We start from the raw sequence: 14,956 nt of genomic DNA, 5'->3' as shown, positions 1-14,956 counted from the left end.
GTCTGGCTCACCAGCGGCCGCGAGACCACGGCCGGTGCCGGCGTATCCGGCCCCGATAGCAACACTACGCTTATCACGCTCCCGCGGTCGGACGGGGTATGGAGCCACGGACGACGCGCCGGCGGCTGCTGGCCGCGGCCGTCCCGCTCGCGGCCGGGCTCGCCGGCTGCGGAAGCCTGGCCGGGGGGTCGCAGCCGCGCACGGACGCGACGCCCGCTTCCGAATCCACGGCGAGCGACCGGGGCACCGTCCGGCGGGCCGACCTCCCCCCCTTCCCGTCGCTGTCGGTGCCGGAGCCGACCTACCGGGACTGGGTCCCGGGAACCGGGGAGCAACGCGGGGGGTTCGACGCCGCGTACAACATCGCCCGCCTGCGCGAGCGCCGCGAGGCGTTGCCGGCCGACGTCTACGAGGGGGTGAGTTCGTGGGCCATGTTCGGCGGCTACGTCGGCATCGAGTACGGCGAACTCGAGGGGATGCTGGTCGGCCTGTCGTCGAACGTCGTCTATCTGGGCTCCTTCGCCCGCAGCGACGTGGAGTCGCGGCTCGGACCGACGGCTTTCGAGCGATACGCGACCCGCGAGGGGGTCGGCTACTACCGCAGGCAGGGCGATGGAGTCTGGGCGTATCTCGCCGTCAGCGAGGGCGCCGTCGTCGGCGGCGACGAGCCGGTCGACGCCGAGGCGCCGGCGGAGCGGTTCCGCGAGGAGGCGGACACCCTGTTCGCGACGGCCCGCGGCGAGCGCCCCCGCCTCCACGAGGAGTCGTCGGTCTACCGGCGGTACACCGACAGCCTGGGCTGGCCACTGTTCGTCGCCGCCCGGCCGCCGACGACCGTCGACAGGATGGGGGCGGCGTCGGCGCTCAGGCCGCCCCTGGCCGACTTCTTCGCCGACGAAACCCTCGCCGGTGTCCGCGTCGGCGTCGGCCAGTCCGTCAGCGACGGGGACCTCGTCCAGCGGTACTGGCTCTACGTCCCCGAGGCCGCACCGACGACGCCGTCGGAACTCGAGGACGCCTACACGGTCAACGGTATCCAGGGGCTGCTCGACGACGCCGAGTCGCTGGCGGTGCGCCGGGACGGCCGCGCGGTCGAGGTTGCGACGCTCGCGCCCGTCGAGGAGCCGGGCGGCGGGGTCGACCCGCCGCTCGCCTCTCTGGATGCGACGCTGTCGGGCGACCGGATGACCGTCGAACACGTCGCCGGTGACCCGCTCCCGCTTGCCCGGGTCAGGGTCTGGGCCGACGGCGAGACCGTCGACCCGGGTGACGGGACGCTCGCGCCCGGCGACTCGCTGGCCGTCGAGGTGGGTGAAGTCGACCGAGCCGTCGTCGTCTACGAGTCTCCCTCCGGGAATTCGACAGTCACGCTCGCCGACGCCGAGCGGGATGGCGAGGGCTGAGGAGACAGCCGACGGCCCCGGTGCCTTTTTGTCCCGTTCCCCCGCACGCCGAAGCGATGCAGACACACACCAGCAGCCGACGACGCGGGGGGCGAGCGTAATGCCGACGAAACCGCTCGAGGACCTGGAGGCGATGGTCGGCGAGTCGAAGCAGACAGTGGAGGGGCTGCGGGTCGCGCCCGGGAAGGTCGCGGAATTCGCCCGCGCGGTCCGGGACGACAACCCCGCCCACTACGACCCCGACGCTGCACGGGAGCGGGGCTTCGACGCGGTCCCGGCGCCGCTGACCTTCACCCGGGTGTCGGCGTTCCCGCACAACCGCCCGGAGGGCGTCGAGGGGACCGGCTTCGACCTCGGGCTCGAACCCGTCATCATCCACGGCGAGCAGGCCTACGAGTTCGAGCGCCCGCTGGTGGCCGGCGACGTCCTGGACGGGGAGACGACGCTCGCCGACGTCTACCAGCGCGAGGGAGGGCGGGGCGGAACCATGACCTTCGTCGAGTACGAGACTGCCTACTACGACCAGGGCGGCGACCTCGTCGTCACGGACCGGTCGACGGCCATCGAGACCGAGGAGTCCGTCGGCGGCGACGACGGGGACGGCGACGCGGGCGGCGACGGCGGGACCGGCGACGGCCGCGCGAGCGCAAAGACGGCAGCCACCGACGGCGAGCAGATAGAACGGGAGGACCGCACTCGGTACCTCGACCCCGAGGAGGGGACGACCATGACCGGCGAGCCGGTCCGGACCGCCGGGGAGGTGGCCGTCGGAGACGCCGGCCCCGAACTGACCGTCGAGGACGTCCAGCGCCCCGACTTCGTGAAGTACGCCGGCGCCAGCGGCGACTTCAACCCCGTCCACTACTCCGAGCCCTACGCTCACGCGACCGGGAGCCGGAGCGTCTTCGGTCAGGGGATGCTCACCGCGGGCTACGCGGCCCACTTCGTCGCGGACTGGTTCGGGCTGGCGAACGTGTCGAACTTTCGGGTCCGCTTCGAGGAACAGCTCTGGCCCGGCGACACCGTCACCGCCAGCGGCGAGGTCACGGCCGTCGACGAGGGGAGCGAGGGCGCGACCGTCGAGGCCGACATCGCCGTCACGAACGAGGCGGGGACGCGGCTGGTCAGCGGCGACTGCGCGGCACGGCTGCCCCCGGAGTGAGCGAGGGCGCTCCCGGGCGGTCAGATGAGGTCGTCCGCTTCGAGCGCGGCGATCTCCTCCTCGTCGTAGCCGGCGTCGGCCAGCACCGCGCGGGTGTCCGCGCCCAGCCGCGGCGCGTGCTCGGGTTCCTCGATGCCCGTCTCCGACAGCGACAGCGGCGACGACGTCAGCGTGAGTTCCTGAAAGGTGGGGTGTTCGATGGCCCGGAACACATCGCGGGCCGCCATGTGGTCCAGTTCGGCGGCCTCGCCGATGTCGTTGTGTCTGGCGGCAGGGATGCCGGCGTCGTTGAGCGTGTCGACGGCCTCCGCCACGGACCGGTCGGCCAGCCACTCCTCGAAGGCCGCGCTCAGCTCCGCGGCGTCGTCCATCCGGCCCGCGCGGTCCTCGTATTTCTCCTTGCCCGTCAGCTCCGGCCGGTCGACCAGCTCGCGGTAGGCGTCCCAGACCCGGTCCGAGAACAGGAGCAGAGCGACACAGACCCACCCGTCGGCCGCCCGGGCCGCCCCGTAGAGCATGTCGGGGCTGGAGTAGGCGTTGCGCCCGCCGGGCTGGGGCACCTCGCCCTGGTTGTTGTAGACCTCGAAGGCGCCGTCGACGTTGTGGACCAGCGCCTCAAGCAGCGAGACGTCGACCTTCTGCCCGCCGGCGTCGTTGACGTCGCGGTGATACAGCGCCGCCAGCGAACTCGAGAGCGCCGAGAAGGCGGCCATGTAGTCCGCCAGCGAGGACTGCGAGCGGATCGGCGGGCGGTCGTCGTCGTACCCCAGTATGGAGGAAAAGCCGGAGATGTGCTGGGCGATGGTGTCCATCCCGGGGTACTCCGCGAGGGGACCGGTCTCGCCGTAGCCGGTGATGTGGGCGTAGACGAGGTCGGGGTTGCGCTCGCGCAGCGTCTCCCAGCCCAGCCCCAGCCGTTCGGCGACGCCGGGCGGCCAGTTCTGGACGAACACGTCGGCGTCGTCGAGCAGGTCGTACATCACCCCGCGGCCGCGCTCGCGTTTCAGGTCGACGGTCACGCCGCGCTTGTTGCGGTTGTACAGTTCGAACGAGGGGCTGAACGGCTCGCCGTCGATGGTGCGCGCGCCGTCGTACTCCTCGCCCGTCGCGTCCTCCGGCCGAAACAGTTCGCCGTCCGGCGGCTCGACTTTCACCACGTCGGCGCCGAGGTCGGCCATGAAACAGGCACACAGCGGGCCGGCGATCACCTGCCCGCAGTCGACGACGCGGACGTCAGAGAGGGGATACTCCATGCTCCGGCGACAGCCGGGCCGGGCTTGAAGCTTCGGACGGAGTGGGGCCCGCGGTGGCGCTTCGCGTGCCCGGCTCAGAGGGTGTGCTCGTAGTCCTGGTCGACCAGCGGCCAGCGCTCGTCGTCGATCTCTTCCATCCGCTCGCGAGCGGCGTCGGTCAGGCGGTACTCCTTGCCCTCCCGGGTGACGTAGCCGTCGGCCTCGAGGTGTTCGAGGTGGGCGTAGGACTCGCCGGGGCCGTGGAGGATGTGGATCGACTCGAGGTCGCCGAACAGTTCGGCGCTGATCTCCCAGGGCGTCGACGGCCCCCGCTCCCGGAGCACGTCGAGCACGCGCCAGGCTCGCTCCTCGTGATGGTCGATGATGGTCGCCGCGCGGGCGGCGGGGTCCTCGATGGGGTCGCGGTGGCCCGGCCAGGCGCGGTCGTAGTCGGCCTCGATGTACTCCAGCAGCGTCTCGAGGTACTTTCCGAGTGCGCCCTCGACGCGGACGTCCGCGCCGCCGACGTTGGGCGTGTACACCGGCAGGAGCGCGTCGCCCGAGGCGACGACGTTCTCGCCGTCGACGGTCAGCTCGAAACTCGCCAGTCCGAGGGCGTGGCCGGGCGTGTGGCGGGCAGTTATCTCGTAGTCGCCGACCTGGAAGGTGTCGCCGTCGGCGAAGGGCTCGACGTCGGGGCCGGCGCCGAACAGGCCGTTGTCCTCGTGCATGATGGACTTCAGGACCGCCTGCTGGTCCTCCGGGATATCCCACTCGTCGAAGTAGTTGAGCTGTAGCTCCTCCATCTCCTCCTGGGCCTCGGGGTCCTGGCTGATCAGCGCGGCGTCGTCCTCGTGGGCGTAGACGGTCGCACCGCTCGCCTCCTGGATGGTCGCCGCCAGCCCGGTGTGGTCGCCGTGGAAGTGGGTGAGGAAGACGACGTCGATGTCCGCAAAGGTGAGCCCGCGCTCGGCGAGCTCCTCCTCCAGGTGTTCGCGGGTCGCCTCGGTCGCGTCGCCGGTGTCGACCATCGCCGTGGTCCCGTTGCTCTGCAGCAGGTACGCGTTGTTGTTCCCCTCGAAAGCCGTGTTCGACAGCGAGATCCTGTCCATCGTTCGCATTGCACGTCACCCGAACAAACGTATTTCGGAATGCGCGTGACCGGTGTCTTTATGTCGCCGCTGGCGGTGGCATGAGCCATGTCACCGTCTCAACAGACGCGACGGCACAGCCAGCGAACCGCACGACGCCAGGGGGGCGTCTGAGATGGGCGACTACGAGACCGTCCAGGTCGACTGGGACGGCGACCGCGGCGTCGGCACCGTCACGCTCGACCGGCCCGACGCCCTGAACGCGCTCAACGACCAGATCCGCACGGACGTGCTCGCGGCCATGCAGGAACTCGAGGCCCACAACGAGGACGCCGACGGGGTCGCGCTCCGCGTGGTCGTCATCGAGGGCGCCGGGAACCGCGCCTTCTCCGCCGGGGCGGACATCGGCGGCTTCTCCGACGAGTCCGCCGGAGGGAGTTCCGACCCCGGCCTCTACCAGTTCGTCCGGGAGTTCCCCGCGCCCGTGGTGGCGAAGATCGACGGCTACTGCCTGGGCGGCGGGTTCGAACTCTCGCTGGCCTGTGACTTCCGGTTCGCGAGCGAGTCCAGCCGCTTTGGCCTCCCCGAGGTGGATCTGGGACTACTGCCGGGTGCCGGGGCCGTGCAGTACATCACGAAGCTCGCCGGACCGGGACTGGCAAAGGAGATCGCCATGACCGGCGAGCACTTCCCGCCCGAGCGGATGAGCGACGCCGAGGTCATCCACGACGTCTACCCCGACCACGAGTTCGACGACGCGGTCGAGGAGTTCGTCACCGACCTGGCCGGCCAGGCACCCCTCTCGCTGCAGGCGCTCAAGGAGTCCGCCGAGATGGCCACCCAGACCGGGCTCCGGGAGGGGATCGCCCACGACCGAACCATGTTCGAGACCCTGCTGAGCACCGAAGACTTCGAGGAGGGCGCCGCCGCGTTCAACGAGGACCGCGAGCCCGAGTTCCAGGGGAAGTAGGCAGACGGCGCGGGCTTTTTTTTGCCGCAACGCTCACAGCCCCCCGCTCGTCGAAAACGTGGGCGAAAAATACAGAAGGTCAGCGACGTGACTCAGTTCGGCAGCTTGAACTCGATGGCCGCGCCCTGGCTCGACCACCTTTTCTCCTCGGGTGGCGAAGCCACCGCTCGTCGAAAACGTGGGCGAAAAATACGGAAGGTCAGCGGCGTGACTCAGTTCGGCAGCTTGAACTCGATGGCCGCGCCCTGGCCGAAGCCGACACACTCCGTGGCGATCCCGCGGTCGACGTCCTCGCGGTTCATCTCGTGGATGAGCGTCACGGGCAGGCGCGCGCCCGAACAGCCCAGCGGGTGGCCGATCGAGATGGCGCCGCCGTTGACGTTGAGGATCTCGTCGTCGATCCCGAGTTCGCGCTTCGAGGCGATGACCTGGCTCGCGAAGGCCTCGTTGAGCTCGACCAGCCCGTAGTCGTCGATCTCGGTGCCGGCGCGCTCGAGCAGCCCCTCGGTCGCGGGGACGGGGCCGATCCCCATGATGGTGGGGTCGACGCCGTGGACGTGGTGGGTGCCCACCTCCGCCAGGATATCGAGGTCGTGCTCCTCGGCCAGCGCCTCACTGGTGATCAGGACGCCGGCGGCGCCGTCGGAGATCTGGGAGGCGTTGCCGGGCGTGACCGTGCCGTCCTCGCGGAAGACGGTCGGCAGCCCCGCAAGCGTCTCCATGTCGGAGTCGGGCCGGATCCCCTGGTCTTTCTCGATGACCTCCTCGCCGTTGTCGATCGGGACGATCTCCTCGGCGAACTTCCCGCTCTCGGTGGCCTCGTGGGCGCGCTGGTGGCTGCGGACGGCGTACTCGTCCTGCTCCTCGCGGGTGACACCGAACTCCTCGGCGACCTTCTCGGCGGTCTGGCCCATCGGGAGGTTCTCCATCCCGTAGCGCTCGTCGAGCCCGGGGTACATCTCGCCGGAGCCCCCGCCCATCTTCACGCGGCTCATGTTCTCGACGCCGCCGGCGACGATCGCCTGCCGGGTGCCCGCGCGGACCTGGTCGGCGGCCTGGATGATCGCCTGCGCCGAGGAGGCACACTGGCGGTCGACCGTCGTCCCCGGAACCTCCTCGCCGAGCTCGGAGAACATGGCGATCTGGCGGGCGATGTTGGTCGACTGCTCGTCGCGCTGCTGGGCACAGCCCCAGACGACGTCGTCGACTTCCTCGCCGGTGAGCCCCGTCCGGGCGAGCATCTCGTCGACCAGCGGGATCGACAGGTCCTCGCTGCGCACGTCCGCGAAAACTCCGTCCTCCTTTCCTTGCGGCGTTCGCACCGCTTCTACGATGACTGGCGTATTCATGGTTGCACCTCGACCAATCACGACGTGGACGCAATACTCACCGGAAAGGGGCCAGTGTTGCCGTCTACCCGGACGCGTACGTGTCAATCCGAATTGATTTTAGCAGCGGGCCGCCCCCGCTTGCCGGGTCAGTAGAAGGTCTCGCCGTTTTTGGCCTTCTCGACCAGCAGGTCACAGGGCAGTGTCTCGGCGAGTTTGTTGGTGTCCTCGTGGCGGCTCGCCACCTCGGTCAGCTTCGCCAGCACGGTCTCCAGCCCGACCTCGTCGGCCTTCTCGAGGGGCCCCATCGGCCAGTTGCCGCCCAGCCGGGCGCCGGTGTCGATGTCCTCGACGCTGGCGACGTCGTTCTCGACCATCTTCGCGGCCTCGTTGACGATGGGCGCCCACACCAGCAGCGTGTCGAAGCCCTGGCCGGCGTCGACGGGGATGTCGGGCTCGTCCTGGTCGCTGTAGTCGTAGTAGCCGGCGCCGGCCTTCCGGCCGTAGCGGCCCTTCTCGTAGAGCTGGTGGAGGATGGGACACACTTCGGTGTCGTATGCCATCGGGCGGTCGTCTTCCAAATGGTCGCCCTCGCCCTCGACGCGGATCTGGATGCCGCCGGTGTAGTCCGCGAGCTCGAAGGGCCCCATCGGGAACCCCTCCTTGTACTTCATCGCGGAGTCGACCTCCCGCATGGAGTGTTCGCCGCGGTAGACCATCCAGGCGGCCCCCTCGCCGTAGGGGCGCATCAGCCGGTTCACGATAAAGGAGGGGATGTCCATCTTGCAGCGGATCGGCGTCTTGCCGAAGGAGTCGATGAGCGCCTCGGCGGTATCACCGACCTCCGTGGGGGCGTACTCGGTCATGATGACCTCCACCAGGTCCATCAGCATCGGGGGGTTGAACCAGTGGGTGCCCACGACCTGGTCGGGGCGGTCGGTGACCTCCGCGAGCCGGGTGATGTTCAGCCCGGAGGTGTTCGTCGAGAGGATCGCCTCTTCGGGAGCGACCTCGTCGAGCGTCTCGAAGATGTCCTCCTTGACCGACTGCTGCTCGACGGCGGCCTCCGTCACGAAGTCGGCGGTCGCGACCGCTTCCTCCTGGTCGGTGGTGAAGGAGATCCGGTCGAAGGCCGCCTCGGTGTCGGCCTCGGTCACGTCGGGGTCGTTCTCGGCGGCTTTCTCGTAGGACCACTGGATCTGCTCGCGGGCCTCCTCGAGCTGGGACTCGTCGATGTCGTTGATAGCGACGTCGTAGCCGGCCAGCGCGGCGACCGCGCCGATACCGCGCCCCATCTGTCCGCTGCCGATGACTGCGACCTCCTGGATGTCGTCGATGTCTACGACCATGTCCGACGGGACTCCGAGCACCGGCATAAAACCTGTGAGAGGGCGTGGCGAGGGTGACCCTCACTCACCGCCGGCCGGGCCGCCGGACGGTCACAGCCCCAGCAACCCGGCCGCACCCCCACCCAGTACCTGCTCGAGTTCGGCCTCCGTGAGCGCGTGTTCGTCCTCGCGGTCGGCCAGCGCGCGGGTGGCCTCGAGCCACTCCTCCTTGGGGTAGGCGGCGTCGAAAGCGGGGTCGTCGGTCCCCCAGTGGACCCGGTCGGCCCCCAGCGCATCGACAAAGCGGCGGACCGCCCGGGCGAACTCCTCCGGGTACTCCTCGGCGCGGCCCTGCCAGCCCGAGATGTCCACGCGCATCCGGGTGTTCACGTTCACGTCCGCGACCGCGAGCAGGTCTCGCCACCAGCCAAGCGAGATGTGGGCAACGACGAGGTCCAGCTCCGGGAAGTCCGTGACGACTTCGTCGACGTGTGTCGGGTGGGAGTACTTGCTGTACAGCGGTGCGGCGATCGGTCCGGAGTCGGTCAGGACGGGCACGTCGCGCTCGTCACAGAGCTGGAGCAGGCGGTAGGTCTCGGGGTCGTGGAGGTGAAACCCCGACGTGGGGTGGAGTTTCAGGCCGCTCATTCCCCAGTCGTCCAGCGCCGTCCGGACGTGTTCGACGGCGAACTCCCGGCGCGGGTCAACAGTGACAAAGCCCGTCAGCTCGTCGTGGTCGCCGGTGAACTCCGCGACCTTGCGGTTGTACTCCCGGACGGCAAGCGGCGGGTCGCCCAGGGGGATCCCCCAGTCGAGTCCGAAGACGACCTGGTGGTCGATGCCTGCCTCGTCCATCCGCTCCAGGAGTTCCTCGCCGGTCGGGTCCCAGTAGGTGGGGATGTACTCCTCGCGGACCCGCTGGCGGTCGGGGTCGCGGCCGCCCTTCTCCATCTCGCGGACGATGATGTCGGTCATCGCCTCCCAGTACGCCTCCGGGATCCAGTCCTCCGCCCACCAGTGGGAGTGAACGTCGACGACGTGTGACATGCCCTGTCAGGGAAGGCGGCGGGCCATATAGATGGCGGTCGCCCGGCAGGTGAGGGGTCGGAGCACCGGGGAGCTCACGCCGCGTCGCCACCAGCGTCTTTGTCGGCCCGCCCGAAACACAGGGTATGGCCGACCTCCGGCTGGAACCGGCCGGCGAGCGCCAGCTCGACGACGTCGAACGGCTCCTCGCGGCGAACGGCCTCCCGTCGGCGGACGTGCGCTCCGGGTCCGCACAGTTCTACGTCGCAGCCGCGGGTGGCGGCGTCGTCGGAACCGGCGGGCTGGAGCTGTACGGCGACGCGGGACTGCTCCGGTCGGTCGCCGTCCGCGAGTCGGAGCGGGAATCAGGTATCGGCACGGCCATCTGCGATGGGCTGGAGGAGATAGCCCGCGCCGAGGGCGTGGAGGCGCTGTACCTGCTGACGACGACCGCGGCGGGCTTCTTCGCGGACCGCGGGTACGAGGAAACCGAGCGGTCGGATACGCCTCCGGACATCCGGGAGACGAGGCAGTTCGAGGACCTCTGTCCGGCGACGGCGGTCTGCATGCGAACGCGGCTCTGAGCCGCGCCGCGCAGTCGCCGCGACGGCCCCGCAGCCACGGTAGCTCCGCGGTGACGGCAGTCCCGCGGTGGCGATCCACACACCTAACACCGGCCCGGTCGAACCGGGGTCATGCCCGACGTACTCGTCGTCTCCAGTTCCTCTCACCCCGTCGAGGTGGAGACGTTCGCAGACGCGCTCGGCCCCGACTACACGATTTCGGAACTCGAACTCCCGCCGGGGACGCTGCACGTCCGCGCGGACGACGAACTGTCGGCTGCGCTCGACGGCAAAGCGGGCGTCTTCCTGCGCGCTGGCGAGGTCACGGAGACAGTCATCGAATCGGCCGACGACCTCGACGTTATTGCCGTCCACGGGTCAGGCTACGACCACATCGACCTGGAGGCCGCCACACGCAACGGGGTGGTCGTCGTCCACAACCCCGAGGGGCCGGGGCCGGCGGTCGTCGAGCACACCGTCGGGATGATGGTGACGCTCCTGCGCGGGTGGCCCGACCGGCTGGAGCGAACGAGCGAGGGCGAGTGGTCCCGCGAGCCGGTGCTGGAGCTCGGCCAGCGCACCGTGGGGGTCGTCGGCCTGGGCTTCGTCGGCTCGCGGGTGGCGCGGGCGGTCTCGGAGACCTTCGGCGCGGACGTGCTCGGCTACGACCCCTACGTCACCGGGGACCTGGAGACCGGCCGGTGGCCCCGGGTGACCCAGGCCGAGATGGAGGCGGCGGGCGTCGACTTTGTCGGCCGCGAGGAACTGTTCGAGCGGGCGGAGCTGGTGACGCTGCATACCCCACTCACCGAGCGGACCGAGGGGATGGTCGGACCGGCCGAACTCGACGCGCTTGCCGGCGACTACCTCGTCAACACGGGCCGCGGGAAGGTCGTCGACCAGGCCGCGCTGCAGGAAGCGATGGCGGAAGACCTGCTGGCGGGCGTTGCGCTGGACGTGCTGGCGGAGGAACCCCCCGGCGAGGACGAACCCCTGCTGTCGCACCCGGACGTCCACGTCACGCCTCACATCGCCAGCGCGACCGACGGCTACCCGCCGCGTGCCGCCCGGGCCGGCGCCGAGAAGATCAAGGCCGTGCTCGCCGGGGAGCGGCCCGACACCGTCGTCAACCCCGACCTATAAGCGACCGGGCCGACCAGCCCGGGCATGGTCACACCCAGGTCCCGACCCACACCCCCCGAAACGGTCCTCTGTTTCGACCGCGACTGGACCGTCTCGGTCAACCCCCACCCCGAGAAGGAGGTGGTCCCGCTGTCGTGGGTGAAACACTTCGCCCACGAGCGTCCGGACGTTGACGTCTGGGCGACCGGCAACCAGCGCCTGCGGGTGGAGGCCGCCGTCCCGGGCGTGGAGGCCGCCAAGGAGATGCGGGCAGACCTCCGGACGCCCGAGGTCGACAGCACCATCGTCGACCCGGTGACGGGGCAGGACGTCTCCCGGCCGGAGACCAGCCCCAGCCGCCGGGACCGGCTGCGGCTGGTCCAGTCGGTCTACACGGACCACACCGACGCGGTCGAGCACTTCGTCGTCGTCGACGACGTCGACCTCACCGACCTCGAGCCCGAGGGATGGACCCACTACCACTCCTGGGACTTCGTCCCCGCGGCGGAGGCGGGGGAGACGCCGGTCGCCGCCCCCGACTCGACGCCGTTTACCGACACGCCGGCCCCGCGGGCCACCGAGGAGCGCGATATCCACCCGGCAGCGTTCGACCCGCGGGAACTGGAGTGACAGCTTGCACCCGCGTATCAGTCTTGGGAGAGCCGGAACGGATTCAAGGCTCGGGACCGTTCGGGCGTCCATGACGACGCTCGCACGGAGGGGCTGGCCGGCGACGCAGCCGGTGGTGAGACGGTGAACGCCGCGAACTTCGGGCCGCTCGCGGAGGACGAGCCGGTCTGTGGCGCCTGCCGGCCGGGTCACCTCGGCGCCGACCTGGAGCACTGGACGGGACTGTTGCGCGGGAGCGGCGTCTCGACGGTCGTCTGCCTGCTCTCGGAGGGCGAGAGCAAGCGCTGGGGGCTGCCCGACGCCTACGGCGACCGCTTCGAGACCGCACACCTCCCCATCCAGGACCGCCACCTCCCCGACCCCGACCGGCTCGCGGAGACGGTCGACTTCCTCGACCGGGCGGCCGAGAACGGCCGGGTCGCCGTCCACTGCAACGCCGGCCTCGGCCGGACCGGCGTGGTGGGCGCGGCCTGGCTCGCCCGGCAGGGGTACGCACCACGGGAAGCCGTCGAGGCCGTCGAGAGTGCACCGGCCCCGCGCGCGCCACGGGAGGCCGTCCGGGAGGGCAACGCGACCGAGGCCGACCTCTACGACCTGTTGACGACGGTCTGAGACGGAGCAGCTACGGACGGACGACCCCGGGCCGCTCGCCGCTACCGGACGAGGTAGCCGCCGTCGATGAGCACCGATGTCCCGGTCACGTAGGAGGAGGCCTCGGAGGCGAGGTAGACCGCGAGCGGCGCGATCTCTTCCGGGTCGGCGAGACGGTCGAGTAGCGTCTCCTCGCGCCACTGCGGCGGGCGCATCTCCTCGGGCGGGAGCATCTCCGTCTCGACGTAGCCGGGGTTGATGTTGTTGACGCGGATCCCGTACTCGGCCCACTCGGAGGCGAGCTGGTATTTCATGCCTTCGAGGGCAGCCTTCGAGGACTGGTAGCCGGCCTGGTGTTGGGGGTAGTTCGCCATAAACGCAGACATCGATGAGACGTTGATGATGGAGCCGCCGTCGCCCTCCTTCATTTCGCGGGCGGCGTGTTTCGAACAGAGGAAGGCGCCTGTGGTGTTGACCTCGAGTGTCCGCCGGAACTCCTCGACGGCCATCTCCTCGGCCGGGCCGGTGGAGGAGGTGCCGGCGTTGTTCACGAGCACGTCCACGCCGCCGAACTCCGCGGCGGTCTCGGCGACCAGGGCCTCGACGGCTGCCTCGTCGGTCACGTCGGCCGGGACGGCGAGGGTCTCTGCGCCGGTCGACTCGGCGATGTCCGTGGCCGCCGCCCGGCCGGCCTCCGCGTCGCGGTTCGCGACGACGACGTTCGCGCCGACCTCCGCCAGCCCCTCGGCGATGGCGTAGCCGATCCCGCGGTTGCCACCCGTGACGACCGCCGTCTCCCCGTCGAGCCTGAACCGGTCCAGCACTGACATTGCCTACCCGTTTCGTGGGGACCGCATAAGCGTAGCGCCCCGGGAGTGCGGCCGGCGACCGCACCACAGAGGGGTCGCTACACCGTCGCCAGCCAGTCGAACAACCGCGTCCGAAGCCGCCGCTCGCCCGCCTCGGAGAACCGGTGTCCTTCCCCCTGCACTTTCTCCAGCAACACGTCAGTCTCCAGCGCTGCCGCGGCCTCGAAGCTATCGGCGATGTCGATCGACTCGTCCTCTGTCCCGTGGACTACCAGAACCGGGCAGTCCACGGCCGCGACCGCGTCCGCGAAGGGGTGGTCGGCGAGGTCCTCGAAGAAGCGGCCGTCGATGGTCTGTCCCGTCTCGAAGGTGAGCGAGCCCTCCCGCTCGACCTCGCGGCGGGCCTCCGCGAAGGTGCGGTTGTACGTCACGGGCGCACGGGTGGCGATGGCCTCGATAGCCACGTCGTTGACCTCCGCACCGGGGCCGCTGTCGACTGCCAGCTCCGCCGCCGTGTGGAAGGCCACCTTCCCGCCGAAGCTGGAGCCGAACAGCACTGCCGAGTCGGGGTCGAAGTGCGCGAGCACCGCTCGCAGGTCCGCCACCTTGGCCGAGAGCGTCTGGTCGACGAAGTCGCCGTCGGCCTCGCCACAGCCCCGGAAATCGAAACGGATGGCGTGGTACCCCTCCTGAGTTGCCCGCTCGCACCGGCCCTCGTAGCTGCCGGATTTGTCGCTGAGAAAGCCGTGACAGAAGACGAGCCAGGGCGAGCCGTCCGCACCTGCACCGGGCGAGCCGTCACGACCGTCGGGCGCGTGGTGGACGGCCACCACCCGTTCACCGTCGGCGACCGGGATGGCGTGTCGGGTCGGCATCAGGCGTCGACGAGCTCGAACTCGATGCGCTCGACGTCGGCGCCCTTGGATGTCCGGTCGAGAATCGAGATGTGCCCGACCTCGCCAAGCCGGTCGACGTGGGTCCCGCCGCAGGGGCAGATGTCGAACTCCTCGATCTCGACCACCCGGAGCGGGTCGACGTGGTCCGGAATGAGGTCCAGCTGGGTGCGGCCCTCGGGTGTCTCTTGCTCCACTTCCTCGCGAGGGCGCTCGGCCTTCGAGACCGCCAGGTCGCGGTCGAGGACGGCGTTGGTCTCGGTCTCGATAGTCTCCAGGTCGGCGTCGTCGAAGTCGGCGGGCTCGAAGTCGATCCGCGAGCGGTCCTCGTGGATCTGGTTGCCCGCGGTGGTGGCGTCGAACTCCGCGAGGACGACCCGGGAGACGACGTGCTGGGCGGTGTGCATCCGCCGGAGTGTCTCGCGGCGCTCGGCGTCGACTTCCCCGGCGACCGTCTCGCCCTCCTCGGGGAGCGTGCCCTCGAGGGTATCGAGGTAGTGGCGGACGTCGCCGTGATTCTTCCGGACGTCGCGCACGGTGGCCTCGCCGCCGCCCCAGGAGAGCGTGCCGCGGTCGGCGGGCTGGCCGCCGCCCTCGGGGTAGAAGTAGGTCCCGTCGAGAACGATGTACTCCTCGGTCGCCTCCGTGACTGTCGCCTCGAACTCCGTGATGCCGTCGGCGTCGGGCAGGTACAGCAGCTCCGTCATACCACGGGGTTGGCGTCGGGGTAGTAAAAACGCACCAGGTGTCGTCGAAAGCGAGAGAGTGGGGCCGGAACCCAGGCGCCTACGCTATACCGCTCCAGCCC

15 protein-coding genes are annotated in these 14,956 nt (G+C 70.1%); 7 read left to right on the top strand and 8 right to left on the bottom strand.

Annotated features, from left to right (window positions below; genetic code table 11):
- Positions 1-98: 98 nt before the first annotated feature.
- Both GN153_RS12070 and GN153_RS12065 read left to right on the top strand, forming a co-directional pair.
- A complete protein-coding gene (locus GN153_RS12070) occupies positions 99-1,403 on the top strand; it encodes a hypothetical protein (protein WP_159903113.1) in 1,305 nt (434 codons plus the stop codon).
- A gap of 100 nt (positions 1,404-1,503) precedes the next feature.
- Complete coding sequence (locus tag GN153_RS12065; RefSeq protein ID WP_159903111.1) at positions 1,504-2,565, top strand: FAS1-like dehydratase domain-containing protein; 1,062 nt, start codon at positions 1,504-1,506, stop codon at positions 2,563-2,565.
- Positions 2,566-2,585: 20 nt separating this feature from the next.
- Here the strand turns inward: GN153_RS12065 and GN153_RS12060 are convergent, their stop codons facing one another.
- Together GN153_RS12060 and GN153_RS12055 are read right to left on the bottom strand one after the other, a co-directional pair.
- Entirely contained in the window at positions 2,586-3,818 is a 1,233-nt protein-coding gene (locus tag GN153_RS12060) for a CaiB/BaiF CoA transferase family protein (RefSeq protein WP_159903109.1), read from the bottom strand.
- Between the two features lie 74 nt (positions 3,819-3,892).
- Positions 3,893-4,909 (bottom strand): MBL fold metallo-hydrolase, encoded by a 1,017-nt coding sequence (locus GN153_RS12055; RefSeq protein ID WP_159903107.1) that lies wholly within the window; start codon positions 4,907-4,909, stop codon positions 3,893-3,895.
- Between the two features lie 154 nt (positions 4,910-5,063).
- Between GN153_RS12055 and GN153_RS12050 the strand changes: the two genes are divergently transcribed.
- Positions 5,064-5,858 carry an enoyl-CoA hydratase/isomerase family protein gene (locus GN153_RS12050; protein WP_159903105.1) on the top strand — a complete coding sequence of 265 codons (795 nt, stop codon included), beginning with the start codon at positions 5,064-5,066 and terminating at the stop codon, positions 5,856-5,858.
- A gap of 212 nt (positions 5,859-6,070) precedes the next feature.
- Here GN153_RS12050 and GN153_RS12045 read toward each other — a convergent pair whose 3' ends face one another.
- The 3 genes from GN153_RS12045 to GN153_RS12035 all read right to left on the bottom strand — a co-directional run bounded on the left by GN153_RS12045 (position 6,071) and on the right by GN153_RS12035 (position 9,561).
- The gene (locus GN153_RS12045; protein WP_159903103.1) at positions 6,071-7,207 is read right to left on the bottom strand and encodes a thiolase family protein; all 1,137 of its coding nucleotides are present in this window, start codon (positions 7,205-7,207) and stop codon (positions 6,071-6,073) included.
- A 128-nt stretch (positions 7,208-7,335) separates the two neighbouring features.
- The gene (locus GN153_RS12040) at positions 7,336-8,535 is read right to left on the bottom strand and encodes a 3-hydroxyacyl-CoA dehydrogenase (RefSeq protein ID WP_159903101.1); all 1,200 of its coding nucleotides are present in this window, start codon (positions 8,533-8,535) and stop codon (positions 7,336-7,338) included.
- A 90-nt stretch (positions 8,536-8,625) separates the two neighbouring features.
- A complete protein-coding gene (locus GN153_RS12035; protein WP_159903099.1) occupies positions 8,626-9,561 on the bottom strand; it encodes an amidohydrolase family protein in 936 nt (311 codons plus the stop codon).
- A gap of 125 nt (positions 9,562-9,686) precedes the next feature.
- Here GN153_RS12035 and arsN2 point away from each other — a divergent pair, with 125 nt between their 5' ends.
- From arsN2 to GN153_RS12015, 4 genes are all read left to right on the top strand, one after another.
- A complete protein-coding gene (gene arsN2 / locus GN153_RS12030; protein WP_159903097.1) occupies positions 9,687-10,124 on the top strand; it encodes an arsenic resistance N-acetyltransferase ArsN2 in 438 nt (145 codons plus the stop codon).
- 111 nt (positions 10,125-10,235) lie between these two features.
- Positions 10,236-11,246 (top strand): NAD(P)-dependent oxidoreductase, encoded by a 1,011-nt coding sequence (locus GN153_RS12025; RefSeq protein ID WP_159903095.1) that lies wholly within the window; start codon positions 10,236-10,238, stop codon positions 11,244-11,246.
- A gap of 24 nt (positions 11,247-11,270) precedes the next feature.
- Positions 11,271-11,855, top strand: coding sequence for an adaptin protein (locus tag GN153_RS12020; protein WP_159903093.1), 585 nt, complete (start codon positions 11,271-11,273; stop codon positions 11,853-11,855).
- 123 nt (positions 11,856-11,978) lie between these two features.
- Positions 11,979-12,467 carry a protein-tyrosine phosphatase family protein gene (locus GN153_RS12015; RefSeq protein ID WP_159903091.1) on the top strand — a complete coding sequence of 163 codons (489 nt, stop codon included), beginning with the start codon at positions 11,979-11,981 and terminating at the stop codon, positions 12,465-12,467.
- Between the two features lie 41 nt (positions 12,468-12,508).
- On the opposite strand, the gene GN153_RS12010 is transcribed toward GN153_RS12015, so the two are convergent.
- From GN153_RS12010 to GN153_RS12000, 3 genes are all read right to left on the bottom strand, one after another.
- The gene (locus GN153_RS12010; RefSeq protein ID WP_159903089.1) at positions 12,509-13,276 is read right to left on the bottom strand and encodes an SDR family NAD(P)-dependent oxidoreductase; all 768 of its coding nucleotides are present in this window, start codon (positions 13,274-13,276) and stop codon (positions 12,509-12,511) included.
- Positions 13,277-13,353: 77 nt separating this feature from the next.
- The gene (locus GN153_RS12005) at positions 13,354-14,130 is read right to left on the bottom strand and encodes an alpha/beta hydrolase family protein (protein ID WP_159903087.1); all 777 of its coding nucleotides are present in this window, start codon (positions 14,128-14,130) and stop codon (positions 13,354-13,356) included.
- Positions 14,130-14,855 carry an alanyl-tRNA editing protein gene (locus GN153_RS12000; RefSeq protein WP_159903085.1) on the bottom strand — a complete coding sequence of 242 codons (726 nt, stop codon included), beginning with the start codon at positions 14,853-14,855 and terminating at the stop codon, positions 14,130-14,132. The genes GN153_RS12005 and GN153_RS12000 overlap by 1 nt, the downstream gene beginning before the upstream one ends.
- Between the last annotated feature and the right edge of the window lie 101 nt (positions 14,856-14,956).

Origin of the sequence: Salinirussus salinus, from assembly GCF_009831455.1 — an archaeon.
GTDB classification, from domain to species: Archaea; Halobacteriota; Halobacteria; order Halobacteriales; family Haloarculaceae; genus Salinirussus; species Salinirussus salinus.
This window is presented reverse-complemented; position numbering and strand designations above follow the sequence as displayed.

Bases quoted from the DNA above. Each gene is read 5' to 3' on its own strand.
- GN153_RS12020 (WP_159903093.1), top strand. From the start codon at position 11,271: ATGGTCACACCCAGGTCCCGACCCACACCCCCCGAAACGGTCCTCTGT.
- GN153_RS12060 (WP_159903109.1), bottom strand. From the start codon at position 3,818: ATGGAGTATCCCCTCTCTGACGTCCGCGTCGTCGACTGCGGGCAGGTG.
- GN153_RS12055 (WP_159903107.1), bottom strand. From the start codon at position 4,909: ATGGACAGGATCTCGCTGTCGAACACGGCTTTCGAGGGGAACAACAAC.
- GN153_RS12005 (WP_159903087.1), bottom strand. From the start codon at position 14,130: ATGCCGACCCGACACGCCATCCCGGTCGCCGACGGTGAACGGGTGGTG.
- GN153_RS12050 (WP_159903105.1), top strand. From the start codon at position 5,064: ATGGGCGACTACGAGACCGTCCAGGTCGACTGGGACGGCGACCGCGGC.
- GN153_RS12010 (WP_159903089.1), bottom strand. From the start codon at position 13,276: ATGTCAGTGCTGGACCGGTTCAGGCTCGACGGGGAGACGGCGGTCGTC.
- GN153_RS12035 (WP_159903099.1), bottom strand. From the start codon at position 9,561: ATGTCACACGTCGTCGACGTTCACTCCCACTGGTGGGCGGAGGACTGG.
- GN153_RS12045 (WP_159903103.1), bottom strand. From the start codon at position 7,207: ATGAATACGCCAGTCATCGTAGAAGCGGTGCGAACGCCGCAAGGAAAG.
- arsN2 (WP_159903097.1), top strand. From the start codon at position 9,687: ATGGCCGACCTCCGGCTGGAACCGGCCGGCGAGCGCCAGCTCGACGAC.
- GN153_RS12070 (WP_159903113.1), top strand. From the start codon at position 99: ATGGAGCCACGGACGACGCGCCGGCGGCTGCTGGCCGCGGCCGTCCCG.
- GN153_RS12065 (WP_159903111.1), top strand. From the start codon at position 1,504: ATGCCGACGAAACCGCTCGAGGACCTGGAGGCGATGGTCGGCGAGTCG.
- GN153_RS12040 (WP_159903101.1), bottom strand. From the start codon at position 8,535: ATGGTCGTAGACATCGACGACATCCAGGAGGTCGCAGTCATCGGCAGC.
- GN153_RS12000 (WP_159903085.1), bottom strand. From the start codon at position 14,855: ATGACGGAGCTGCTGTACCTGCCCGACGCCGACGGCATCACGGAGTTC.
- GN153_RS12025 (WP_159903095.1), top strand. From the start codon at position 10,236: ATGCCCGACGTACTCGTCGTCTCCAGTTCCTCTCACCCCGTCGAGGTG.